14 protein-coding genes and 1 riboswitch are annotated in these 12,273 nt (G+C 42.0%); of the genes, 3 read left to right on the top strand and 11 right to left on the bottom strand.

Going from position 1 to position 12,273, the window contains the following annotated elements; translation table 11 throughout:
• Positions 1-18: 18 nt before the first annotated feature.
• The 10 genes from M0R36_08190 to M0R36_08145 all read right to left on the bottom strand — a co-directional run bounded on the left by M0R36_08190 (position 19) and on the right by M0R36_08145 (position 7,444).
• Positions 19-1,128 carry a nitronate monooxygenase family protein gene (locus M0R36_08190; protein MCK9555775.1) on the bottom strand — a complete coding sequence of 370 codons (1,110 nt, stop codon included), beginning with the start codon at positions 1,126-1,128 and terminating at the stop codon, positions 19-21.
• Between the two features lie 195 nt (positions 1,129-1,323).
• On the bottom strand, positions 1,324-2,598 hold the full coding sequence (locus M0R36_08185) for a 50S ribosome-binding GTPase (GenBank protein MCK9555774.1): 1,275 nt from the start codon (positions 2,596-2,598) through the stop codon (positions 1,324-1,326).
• A 20-nt stretch (positions 2,599-2,618) separates the two neighbouring features.
• The gene (locus tag M0R36_08180; GenBank protein MCK9555773.1) at positions 2,619-3,305 is read right to left on the bottom strand and encodes a hypothetical protein; all 687 of its coding nucleotides are present in this window, start codon (positions 3,303-3,305) and stop codon (positions 2,619-2,621) included.
• A gap of 31 nt (positions 3,306-3,336) precedes the next feature.
• Positions 3,337-3,594 (bottom strand): hypothetical protein, encoded by a 258-nt coding sequence (locus M0R36_08175; GenBank protein MCK9555772.1) that lies wholly within the window; start codon positions 3,592-3,594, stop codon positions 3,337-3,339.
• A gap of 43 nt (positions 3,595-3,637) precedes the next feature.
• Positions 3,638-3,943: a rubrerythrin gene (locus M0R36_08170; GenBank protein MCK9555771.1), complete on the bottom strand. Its 306-nt coding sequence runs from the start codon at positions 3,941-3,943 to the stop codon at positions 3,638-3,640.
• 126 nt (positions 3,944-4,069) lie between these two features.
• Positions 4,070-4,804, bottom strand: a complete 735-nt coding sequence (locus M0R36_08165; protein ID MCK9555770.1) for a class I SAM-dependent methyltransferase — start codon at positions 4,802-4,804, stop codon at positions 4,070-4,072.
• Positions 4,805-4,951: 147 nt separating this feature from the next.
• Positions 4,952-5,926: an alpha/beta hydrolase gene (locus M0R36_08160; GenBank protein MCK9555769.1), complete on the bottom strand. Its 975-nt coding sequence runs from the start codon at positions 5,924-5,926 to the stop codon at positions 4,952-4,954.
• A 123-nt stretch (positions 5,927-6,049) separates the two neighbouring features.
• Entirely contained in the window at positions 6,050-6,505 is a 456-nt protein-coding gene (locus M0R36_08155) for a nucleotidyltransferase family protein (protein ID MCK9555768.1), read from the bottom strand.
• Entirely contained in the window at positions 6,453-6,623 is a 171-nt protein-coding gene (locus tag M0R36_08150) for a hypothetical protein (protein MCK9555767.1), read from the bottom strand. Before M0R36_08150 ends, M0R36_08155 begins: the two co-directional genes overlap by 53 nt.
• A gap of 38 nt (positions 6,624-6,661) precedes the next feature.
• The gene (locus tag M0R36_08145; GenBank protein MCK9555766.1) at positions 6,662-7,444 is read right to left on the bottom strand and encodes a sulfide-dependent adenosine diphosphate thiazole synthase; all 783 of its coding nucleotides are present in this window, start codon (positions 7,442-7,444) and stop codon (positions 6,662-6,664) included.
• 143 nt (positions 7,445-7,587) lie between these two features.
• A riboswitch (TPP riboswitch) is annotated at positions 7,588-7,692 on the bottom strand.
• 126 nt (positions 7,693-7,818) lie between these two features.
• Between M0R36_08145 and M0R36_08140 the strand changes: the two genes are divergently transcribed.
• From M0R36_08140 to M0R36_08130, 3 genes are read left to right on the top strand one after another with little or no spacing between them, the layout of a single operon-like run.
• Positions 7,819-8,310 carry a hypothetical protein gene (locus M0R36_08140; GenBank protein ID MCK9555765.1) on the top strand — a complete coding sequence of 164 codons (492 nt, stop codon included), beginning with the start codon at positions 7,819-7,821 and terminating at the stop codon, positions 8,308-8,310.
• The gene (locus M0R36_08135; protein ID MCK9555764.1) at positions 8,311-10,218 is read left to right on the top strand and encodes a PQQ-like beta-propeller repeat protein; all 1,908 of its coding nucleotides are present in this window, start codon (positions 8,311-8,313) and stop codon (positions 10,216-10,218) included. It abuts the gene before it with no gap.
• 15 nt (positions 10,219-10,233) lie between these two features.
• Complete coding sequence (locus M0R36_08130) at positions 10,234-10,848, top strand: thioredoxin domain-containing protein (GenBank protein ID MCK9555763.1); 615 nt, start codon at positions 10,234-10,236, stop codon at positions 10,846-10,848.
• A gap of 5 nt (positions 10,849-10,853) precedes the next feature.
• Here M0R36_08130 and M0R36_08125 read toward each other — a convergent pair whose 3' ends face one another.
• Complete coding sequence (locus M0R36_08125; protein MCK9555762.1) at positions 10,854-12,236, bottom strand: family 16 glycosylhydrolase; 1,383 nt, start codon at positions 12,234-12,236, stop codon at positions 10,854-10,856.
• Between the last annotated feature and the right edge of the window lie 37 nt (positions 12,237-12,273).

The raw sequence follows: 12,273 nt of genomic DNA, 5'->3' as shown, positions 1-12,273 counted from the left end.
TCAATACAGGATCTGTTTTTAGGAAGAAAAAACTTGGGCAGTCACTGCATTTTTTGGAGCTAAAGCGGCGCACGTTTCGGAAATCAATTCATTGATTAATTCTTTAACTGAAATAATCTTTTTTATCTTAAAAACACTGCTGCCGGCAAATACGACTGAGTCGTCTATCTTGCCTTTAAACGCGTTCACCATCGCCTTGGCAATACAATAAGGGGCGGTTTTCGGGTCACATGTTTTAAGACACTTAAACTTGCATTCAAACGGCGCTTTAATGCCTTTCAGCAAATCATCAATAAATTTAGTTTTTATCGACCTTCCGGGTAACCCTACGGGGCTTTTAATTATTGTAGTATCTTTTTCACTGGCATTGAGATAAGCCTGCTTAAACTCATTTGAAACAGAACATTCATTAGTAGTAACAAACCTTGTGCCCATCTGGACTCCGCTCGCCCCAAGATTCAGAACCCGGGCAATATCATTACCGTCAAAAATACCGCCTCCCACAATAATTGGTATTTTTAAGGACGAGTCACCGGTTATTTTAAGGACTTCAACCAGTATATGGTCCAGATTATCGGCCTTATCAGATTCAAGTTCTTCAAATTTATATCCCAGGTGGCCGCCGGCAAGAGGGCCTTCAATAACTATCGCGTCAGGAACGCGGTTATATCTTTTTTTCCATGTTCTTATTATTAATTCCGCGACTCTTCCGGATGAAACTATGGGTATAAGCTTTACATCTGTTCCGAGAGTAAACTCAGGCAGTTTCAGCGGCAAACCCGCCCCGGAAACAATAAAATTTATATCTTCCCGGGCAGCAGCTCTCGCCAGATCTTCATAATTTGTAAGAGCCACCATAAGATTGACGCCGATAACACCTTTGGTCAAATCTCTTGTTTTATGTATCTCATCGACAAGCGCCTGTCTGGAGGACCTGAAAAAATTATCTCTGCCGATGCAATCTTCTTCATCCGCAAGTCCCACACCGGCTATAGTGCCGACTGCTCCGCAATTCGCGACCGCGCCGGCTAAAGGAGCAGTGGAAACCCTCACGCCCATCCCCCCCTGAACCAAAGGAATATCTATTTTCAGGTCGCCCAATATCAGTGGTTTTAAACAGTTTGTCATTATTTATTTTCTCCGTTATAATCTTCGGTGAATACAAAAAACCCACAAAGCGAACGTTCTAACGCCTTGCGGTTTTAAAACCTCTTTTCTTTCAAATACTACTTTATATATTTAATATTTAAGCAATAGTATATACCCATGCCGGACAGTAAGTCAACATAAAATGTTATTGTAAACGATTTTCACAGACGGAAATCAGTGAATTTTCAGGCCCCAGGGTTCAATAACTCTTGATAGAGCTTTTCTGCCCTGCATATAAGCAAGAAAAAGCCCGTAATTGGTAAACGGAACTCCTATATTTTCAAGATCTCTTATTCTCGACGCCACTTGCTGAGGGCTTATCATACATCCTCCGCAGTGTATAACAAGCCTGTAATTTAACAAGGTTTTCTCTTCCCGGAGCTCCCTGCCGAAAGCATGTTCGATAACAATACCGGGAATGGCTTTTTTCAAATACTCAGGTATCTGGACTGTTCCGATATCTTCGCCTATGCGCGAATGGTTACAAGCTTCAGCTATAAGGATACTATCCCCTTTTTCCAGTTTATCCATAACATCAAGACCTTTAACAAAGTTGTCCAGCCGGCCTCTGCTCATATAGTTAATCATAGTGATTGAAAATGTCGTAAGGCGGATATCATCGGGGCACCAGCCATTCATTATGTCCATTGCCTGGGAATCGGTAATAATGGCTTTGGGCCGTTTGGCCAAACCGTTTATTACAGACATAAAGCGTTCATATTCTTTTTCAGATATTTCCCTGTTCTTATCCCTTGCTTTCCCTAAATCCATCCTGAAAGAAACAGGATAAGCCCAGTTGCGGGTAATGTATTCTTCGACCATAGCCTGAGGCCTGAGATACCTTCCGGGGGGAGTTTCTTCATCCATCGGTATTATAAGCACATAATATTCATCTTTTTCGAGAAAAGGAAGCAAAGGAACCTTTTTATTCCGGGAGTCGAAATTTTTTATTATGAAATCCAGAAGTTTCTGCCTGTATGCCCTGTCAACGGCGATAACCTTTAATTTTCTATAGAATTTGAGAGAAGGCAGTTCTTTTTCGATTTTATCGATTCTCTTTTCATCTGCCGGACGGAATATATTATAAAGCACGAGAACCTGTTTGTCCTGGGCTCTGGCTTCTTCTATAAGAGTATGTTCTGTGCGGAAATCTTCCGCCGACGGGTCTATGATGAGCAATACCAGGTCGCATTCCTTCAGGTCGGTAAACACTTTTTTTCTTTTCTTGCTTCCGAGAGCCGAATTTTCATCTGCGCCGGCTGTATCAAAAAGTTTCACCGGCCCTACCCCGTGTATCTCAAACAAAGAATTCTTGGTATCGGAAGTGGTCCCGGGCGTAGAATCGACAATGGATGTTTCCTGCTGCGTAATAAGGTTCATCACGCTGCTTTTTCCGGAATTCATCTTGCCGAAAATACCTATATTGTCTCTCTCAACCAGTATCGCCATGTATTTCCCTGATGTTTCTTCTACTGGTTGGCGTTTAACAGCGCCTTAGCCCAGTTTTCGGTGGTTTTACAGACCCAGTCTACCGAAGCTTCATCTTTGTACTCGGAATAAACATACGCAAAAAGTAGTTTGCTTTTTACCCTGATAGTACAAAGGCCGCAAATCATTTTTGTCGTTCTTGCCCCTTCTTTGACGGACATCACCATTGCGAAAGCTGCCGCGTCCGTAATCGAAAATATTTGCCCGAGCATTTCAGGTTTATCAAGCTTTACCTCATCAACATTAAGCGCTTTCAAGCGTCTTGATATTTCGGCATTGGCTTCATCTATTGTATCCTTCATGCCCTGGCTCATCGCTTCCGACATACTTTCAATAACAATTTTGAAATCTTCCGGTCCGCAGGACATGTATTCGGCGCCGCGGGCTACCTGCAGCATCATATAACGCGAAAGATATTCCAGTTGTTCGGTCCCGAATTTTTTAAGGTCTTCTTCGGTCAGAAAAGCGCTGAGCAGGCGGTTGTTGGGAGGAACGGCAATTTCCAAAAATTCTCTTTTGTCATAACCTACTTCTTTGAAACCATCTGCAGGCGGAGGCACATTTATAGATACGCCACCGACTTTTACTTCGGCAACATCTTCCCCTGCCGCAAAACAAACTGCCGAAAAGCAAAAACATACTGTAATCAATATAAAAATCTTATTCATCTAAAAACTCCGTTGTTATTTATTAATGACGCTATTTCATATTAGCCAAAAGAGCAATCAGCCCTATGATAACCGCAATACCGGCAATAACCAGCAATACCGAACCGAACAGCATTTTTTTCCTGTCTGCGGAGGGAAATTCCTTCCCGGCGATTTTGCCGCAGCTTTTGCATTCAAAAGCTCCGAAAGCGGCATAGAAAAGAGCCCCGACCAGACCTGCGGTCGCCTGAGCACCGCCGCTATATCCTCTTTGAACCGTTTTCCCGCATCTGGGACATTTGTACGCCATGTTAAGCCTCCTCTAAGAAAGTAACCTGCCGGCGGAAAACCGGTTATTTCCCCATTTTCTCAATTTCTTCTTCCACTTCTTCAGCGCCTTTTGCATAGAACCCTTCTTCATCCGGAGCAAGTTCCTTGAGAAGCCTTAAGAATTCCCCCGCGTGCACCCTTTCTTCATCGGCAATATCTTTCAAAACATCCTGCGCAAGCTTGTTATCGGTGGATTCAGCCAACTGCATATACAACTGCACCGCTTCATATTCCGCGGCTATCATAAAACGGATTGCGCGGATTAATTCCTCCTTTGTCACTTTCCTGTCTTTCTTTAAACCCGAGAACGGGTTCCCGAATTCCGGCATATTAATTCCCTCCTTGTTTTAAGATTAAAGTATCGATAACCGTTAGATTATAATGCCTGCGCAAAAATAATTCAATTTTTGTTTATTTCATAACTGTTATGAATAAAAAAAACCGGGGTTAAATTTTTACCTTTGAGAATAATTGCGCAATTGAGCGTTTTTGCTTATTTGAGCCGGCGCTCTGCCGGACGGTTTCTTAGCAGAAACCAGATATCCGCTTGTAATAAAATCCGTTCTGATAAGCTTGCCTAAAAGAACCGTAAATGGAAGACATATGAAAGCAAGAAGGATAAACAGAGGCGCGATTAAACGTGATGAAATATTTTTTTCCATTACATGTCTTACAAAAAGGACGTTAACCGCCTCACCCCATCCGTTTCGCTCATTGATATTCACTTCTTCAAAACTTCCGAGCAAATATTCCAGGCCGTAGCGTGTATACCTGAAATAGTCACAGGGACGCTCATGTATAGGAAATATGAATGGAGCGGTCATTATGAGCCGCCCGTCCGTTTTCATTGATCTGTATATATTTTCAATTGCCGCATGAGGAGAGTGCAAATGTTCTAAAACCTCGCCCATAACAACTATATCGAAAACCATATCGCCAAAGTCATATACGCAAACATCTCCGATAATATCCGGGTTCCTGTCTTTATTTATATCAATAGTTATAACTTCAAACTCATTATTTTTCGCATATTTCATTAAAAGAAAGTTAATATCCCCGCCCGCCCCCACAGATAAAACCCTGTTTCCTTTTTTTATCGCCGCGTATTCTTTATCGAGAAATTCATATATGCCTTTACGTGACAAAATCTTGGACAATTTAATAAATATCTTATATATACCTTTAGACATAATTCACATTCCGTGTAATCCCTGATTCAAAGGCTGTATAAATGTGCGCTTAATTATCTTTCTCAAATTATGAACAGAATGAATTTACCAGAATATCGGGCTTTTAATCAAAGGAATTATCTGTTTGCAGGAAGTGTTATTCCATGGTTAACTTTGCGCGCGAAGATCTTTTCCCCCATAGAAAATTTCTTTTACCTTTTTCAGCATTCGGTAACCGTAGGCAAGATGACAGAAATGCCCCTGACCTTCGAGGATGTTAAGCCTGACATCTTTTGCGGTTTTTGCCAGATATTCGCTGAACATCGCGGGGACAAATTTATCCGATGACCCTTGGAACACCTCAATGTGGATTCCTATATCTGAAAGATTGAATCCCCATTGCTTATAAACTGTCTGCGCATCATAGGCGGGGCCTTTCGAGCCGTGCCGGAAAAGTTCCTGGAAATCCCGCATAAGCAGGTATTGAAAATCAGCCATTTTGAAAATTTCTTTGTCGGCGGGACATAAACTGGAGTCGAACATTTTCGCAAACGATTTCGGGCTTTTCATTACCCTCTGCATCACTCCAAGTAAAGAAAACGGTAATCTGAATAAAGAAAGCGGCAACCCGGTGCCGAGTTTGGCATAGAACCGGTCCGCTGTGCCAAGATGCTTTGTCATTTCCGGGTCAGCATAAACCGGCATGGCGCAGGCTAAATCAACCACGCAGTGCAGGCGTTCGGGAATGGCAAAAGCGCTGGCCATCAGGGTGGGTCCGGCACCTGAAATTCCAATGGCTCCGAAAGAGCCGATTCCAAGTCTGTTGGCCAGGTCGGCCATATCCCGCGCGTATTCAAGGATAGTCCAGCCCGGACGAAAATCCGACTGGGCAACACCGGGTCTATCCGGCGCGATAATCCTAAAACCGTATCTGAGAGCAGGCTTATGAAGAAGCATGCCGTGCACATGCGAACCTGTACCGTGGTAGAAAAAAATCGGATGGCCCTTTAAATCTCCATACTCATGGAATGCGAGTCTTGTTCCCTGCCGGGTCTTGTGGAATTGAACTGTTTCCTCCAGCGCGCTGATTTCATCTTTGGAAAGCATGCTCAGTTCATTCGCGCTACCGGCTGTTTCACTCATGTTTTTCTCCTTTTTATTCATTTGTGTCCGAAGTTTCACTTAGGACACGGAAGAAATATGTCTAAAGCGCCTAAAAGCCCTCTTGATACGCTTTACGAGAAAGTTAAATAATAACGGCAGGAATCAGGTATTGTTTTCCTTCTCAATGGCTTCAACATCAGCCAGATCTTTATGCCTGCCGATAACTTTTTTATTGGCGATAAATTCACTTTTGCCGATGAAATACACCGGAACACCGCCGTATTCGCCTTTAATCCTGTTAGGGGAAATACGCTCCCAGCCAACACCTGTTATTGATGTAATAACATCTATTCGCACAGGGGGAACACCCAACTGGACGACTTTTCCCGGCGAAGAAAAATCGTTTAGCGAAATATCCAGCGACTCAAAACCGAACTCTCTGATTGCGGAAAGTATCTTTTCTGCGTTGGGTTTATCGGTTTTAACCAGAATATCTAAATCCCCGGTATACCTCGGGTACCCGTGAAATGCCAAAGCATAAGCTCCAACAATGACATAATCGGCTTTATGCTTGTTTAATAACTCTAACAGTTCTTTGTAATCTTGCTGCGCTTCCATTAAACTGCTTTCTCAGTATTTCTACTGCTTCAATACGTTCTTCCGGGGTCTTGGATAACCAGTAAGCAAGGTCGTCTTTTTTGTCTTCTAACCTCATTTTTTTTATAATCTTTTTCATAGGATTATTATACCAGATTCCCTGTGTAAAATCCTCATTTATTTCCCCAGTTTAGACGCTATTATTTCGGCGACTTTTTTTCCGGAAAGGAGCATCCCGCCGAACACAGGGCCCATCCTGGGAGCGCCGAAAACCGCGTTGCAGGACATTCCCGCAACATACGCGTTTTTATAAAACTCTTTTGTGTTCTCAAGGATTGCTTTCTCGCCCGCTTCCGCGTTCATCGAGCCTTCGCCCATCAAATCGCCTGTTTTCGTGAAAAGTTTTTTCCCGACTTTTCTTACTATGACTTTCGCCACTTCACAGGGATGCCCTGTCGCTTCAATGATATATTTGGACCTTATACAAAGAGGGTCAACATGGAGATTTGCGATTTCAACAGGCGACCAGTTTATGACAACTCCCGTTATGTTCTCTTTTTCATCTATCATCACATCTTCAACGCTCATACAGTTAAATATCTTAAGCCCCGCCTTTACCGCTTTATAAGTCAGCGCTGTCACGGCTTCGATTGAATCGGAGGTATAATAACCGCTTTCATATTCATCGGAACCTATTGAAAATGCATCTAAGATTTCCTTCCCCTCCTGCTGGACGACAATGCTGTTAAACATCATTCCGCCGCCCCACATCCCGCCGCCAACGGAAAGCTTCCTCTCAAATAAAGCAACTTTAATGCCTTTTTTAGCGAGATAATATCCGGCGCAGATACCCGCAGGTCCGCCTCCCGCTATTACAACATCCGTATCCGAATAGTCTTTTAATTTGCCGAAATAAGAGTCTAGAATCGCTCTTGTTACAGTAACTTCATCCAATTTCATTTTTTATCTCCTTTTCTTAAAAGCAGTTATTTAGTTATTTAATAATATTAATTTAATTGTTCAATACTTAGTAACCCGGTAACCCATTAACTCAATAACTCTTGTTTTTACATATCATAAAAAAACCCACCCGCATACGGGTAGGTCTCTGTTCAACCATTTCCCTCCGCAGGCATTACCCTGACCAGGTTCATGGGGTTCCTTTCCTGAAAGGAAAGATCTCAGCTAACGCTCCCCCTTATTCATTAAATCAATTTAAATCAAAATTCTTTCATTGTAAAGCAAATATTTTATGACACCGCAGGATTTATCCCTGATATAATTTGAACACTTTGTAGTATAATAAAGTCTAAGAGTAAAAAGGAGGCCTCACCATGAAAAAATTATTTTTCCTGTTATCTGTTTTTGTTTTTTTGTATTCATCAAATGCTTTTTCCGAAGTCGCCTGTTCGCGCATTATGCCTGTTGGCAACAGCGCCAGCTTGTCAGATATGCAAAAAGATATATCAATCGTTGAGGGCATACTGCAAAAAGCTTTCCAGGCGAATATGCCTCAGGGAGTCTACCTCGAAGATTACGGGCTCGTGTTCATATGCCAGATTTACAGAAGAAATGAGATATCCATAGATGACATAAAGAAGGAAGCATGGCGTATTATGATAACCTATTTTCCTACTATCAGAGGCCTCAAAAATGAAGATTTGCTGGTTCTGCACATAACCGACCCGAACAGAATCCATAATCCCCAATATTGCTTTCCCACAATACAGTTAAGGATAAAGAAGTCGGATCTTGATGCCTTTCAGCTGAAGAAAATATCGGAAAGCGAACTGGAGAAATGCGCAAAAATCCTGGAGATAAATTAAATGAGAGAAGTTAAGTGCGAATGCGGCCATATAATCATAATTCCGCCGGATTATGTCCTAGATGAAACAACATGCCCGGCCTGCGGAAAGCAGGTCCAAATTTCTTCATCAGGGACCCATACTTCCGCGACAGCTCCGGAAAACAATCATTCCAAGCTTAAAATAAAGCGGACACCATCTAATCCGCCGCCGGGCATAGAGCAAAAAGTCATAGGCAAATGCAATACATGCGGTAAAGAGATAACCGCTGAAATGAGAAACAAATATGGATATTTCTGCTCGGAAGAATGCAAAACCAAAGTTTCATCTTTAACAGAAAAACTTGCTCAAAAAAGCGCCAGGGAAATAGGCGCCAGAGAGGAAAGGGTGTCAAAAATTTCCTCGCTTATTAAAAAGACCATCCTTCTGGTTCTTCTTATAGTCGCAGGAGCAGCCATATATGAAATTTTCTTCAAATATAAAGCGAGCGAATCATGGTCCCTTAATATTGATGACAAAGGGGCAATAAAAGCTTCGATCGCGGAAAGCGGAATCGCATACCTGCTGACGGAAAAAGATGTAATTCTGGAATTGGATACTTCAAACGGCAGTATCACCCAGGAAAACCCCATAGGCAAATCAATTGATATAAACCAGCAAAATTTTATCTTTTCCTTTTTGTCCGACTTTCTGCCGACAACCATGACTTTAGCCAAAAACGGCGATATACTGATTAATTCACATTCTTACTTCGCCAGATATTCAAGACAAGAACACAAAACTCTCTGGGTAAAAAACGCGAGCGCAGGGAAAATCGCGCAGGACAGCAAATATATCGCTACCCTGGATATCTCCGGCATAGTTAACGACGCGTCTATTGATTCCTTCATTATGCCGTCATCAGGCTCAACGTCTATCACTCTTTATGACATAGAAACCGGAAAAGAAATCCGGAAAATCACAGTGGATTCACAGGTAGTTTCATGCGCGATAGCAAACAATTTTGTATTCGCATCCACACTGAAAACTTCATTTGAAGACAATAAGTTCAACAAAGAAGAAACCGTTAAATGTTTTTCAATAAAAGACGGCTCGGAAAAGTGGTCAAAAGAAGCAATGGGATTGCTTTATTCTCTGAATAATACCGTCCTTTTAGTAAGCGCTTCAGGAACTGAAATCCTCAGCCTTGAAGGGAAAACCCTGTGGAAAAGTGAAAGGGAAATGTATTTTCTGAGCATGATAAATGATAAATATATCCTTCTTAATACTACAAACAGCCTTTCACTTTTAGACTCAAAGACTTTTCACCTTATATGGAGTGAGAGCTCCGCCGGTTTAAAGCCCGTACAAATCACCAACAATTACCTGGTGGTGGAAAAATTAGCATTTGAAACTCCGCCGCCATCGGATAAGCCCAATCTGAAAGCCGTTCAGGCGGGCACGCCGGATTTAACCTCGATTTTCAATGATTTTGAAGATATGCTCGACGGCAAAAAAGATATCAAAGCCAGTTCGGCATCGGAGATGGCCGCAAAAATCGCGGAGCAGATGAAAGAAAACGGAAAGGACATTCCCCGGATAAAAAGCGCTGTCCTGTCATTTATAAAACTTCCCGATGGCGTGGTGGAAAAAAACGTAAATATTGAAGGCAGCGAGACAAAGATAAATGAAAAACTTATAGCGACAATTAAAAGCGAATTTAACTTTAATGTCATGGATGCGGTATCGGGTTTCAACGCGCTTGATTTTGACGTTACATTCTATCTTTTCAATATCGAAGGAAAAAAGCTCTGGAGATATCCCACTCTTAATATGGGAAACATACTCCATGTAACCGATAAAGGTGTTTTAGCCCAGACATACAACACCGACTTCACGGGAAAATCGCTAAGAAAATATGATATAAAACTTTTCTTTCTTAAAAAATAACAAAGGAGCAACATTTTGAAACTATTTATAACCGCTACTCTATTGCTTGTTATGCTGCGCGCAAATATATCATTTGCCGATATTATAACACTGACAACAGGATATCAAATGAAAGGCGTTATAACAAAGCAAACAGATGATTATGTAAAAATCCGGCTTGAAGGGGGCGAAATGAAATTCTCAATGGACAAAGTCGAATCCATTGAAAAACAGTCGGACATAGAGAACCTGAAATTGCTTAAGAAATCCCATGTTAATCCATCCAAAAATAATCCTGTCGCAAAAACAACCGCCTTAAAAAAACCAAAAAAAGAACAGAAAATATCTTCCGGCAAAAAAGTCGCTATAGAAGATTATCTCGTAGATGGTTATGTAGTGATATTCGACTTTTATGCTGACTGGTGCGGGCCATGCAAAAGCATAGCGCCCCGGCTTGAAAAAATTATTAATAAATACGATGACGTGATATTAAGGAAAATCGATATTGTGAACTGGGAAAGCGAAGTGGTAAAACAGTATAATATAAGAAGTGTCCCCAACATATGGGTTTTCGATAAAAAGGGAAAAAAAACAGGAAGTCCGACCCACGACATCAACACAGTTGAGAAGTATGTGGAAAAAGCAAGGTAGCAAACCTACTTTTTCTCTCCGAACACTTCTATTTCCCAGAGAGAATATCCGTAATCGGTTGCCCTCTTTTTACCGAAAACTCTGATATATCTGGCTTCTATATTTATATCTCCTATGCTTTCGATATCGCCCCCCGAAGATTTCTGTGAATAAACCGTTTTCCATTCCACTCCGTCAATGGACACCTGCACATCATACGCCCTGGCATATGCGGTTTCCCAATAAAGTTTCACTCCGATAATTTTACAGATATCACCAAGGTCTATTTTTATCCACTGAGGGTCTGACCATGCTGATGACCATCTTGTTTCCTTATCTCCGTCAACCGCGTATCTGTCATCCAGCGCGGGCGATTCCAGCGAAGAAGATTTTGTTTTTTTACCTTTGGATATGACTTTAGGTCCTTCAGGGTCCGGTTCAAATACAGCCTGTATTTTCTTATGGCTGTCCATTTTTAACCGCAGAGGATTATTTTTCCCGGAAGCATCCCCTTCCCATCGGCTGAACCTATAACAAAGATCCGGTTTTGCAAACAGGTTCACTGTTTCCCCTGTTTTATACCTCTCTTTATAGGGCGTGCACTCGATTTTCCCGTTTTCAGCGGTAATATAAAGATAAGAGGTCCCCTTTATATCTTTGATATACACTCTTACATAATCAATATAATGGTGCTGGGGAAATCTGGTTTTGCTGTTTGGATTACCCGGCCAGTCGCCTCCGACGGCGGTATTCAAAATTATATAAAAAGGTTCCCGGGGAATATTTTTTACGGCTGTATATTTCAGCACATCATCTACATACCACCTTATTTCATCCGGTTCCCATTCCACAGCGAAAGTGTGGAAACCATTTGTGAAATCAGGGCCTTTGAAAGATTTTCCCGCATGCTGATTGTTAGGCCAATGACCCCAGTGAAGCGTCATATAAACCCTGTCGGGAGCGTGTCCGAGCAACTCCATGATATCAATCTCGGGAGGCCATCCCCCTTTTACGGGAAGCATCCAGTGCGCGGGCCATATCCCCTGTCCGCCCGGCAATTTAGCGCGTGTTTCTATCCTGCCGTATGTTGTGGCAAATTTCAGTTTTGTATCGACATGCCCTGAAGTGTATTCTCTTCCTCCCATATCCCGTTTCTGGCTTCTCAATATCAGGCACCCGTTTTCAAGATAAACATCATCGGGTGTATAATACTCAAGCTCTTTATTCTTTACCGGAGCAGTATCGGAAACACGCCATTTTGACAAATTCAGTTCGGATTCTTCGAATTCATCATTCCAGATTAATACCCATCCGGGCAGGTCAAACGGTTTTTTTGCGGCCGAGTAAGACAACTGAGACAGGCAGGCAGAACAGATAAAAAATAATATATTTATATAAACACGTTTCATATTTAGATAATTTCACATATCCGCGGGTTTTTTGCAA

This window comes from bacterium (assembly GCA_023228325.1).
Taxonomy (GTDB): Bacteria; Auribacterota; UBA6266; order UBA6266; family UBA6266; genus UBA6266.
Note: the sequence above shows the minus strand (reverse complement) of the source record. Positions and strands in the feature narration are given on the sequence as shown.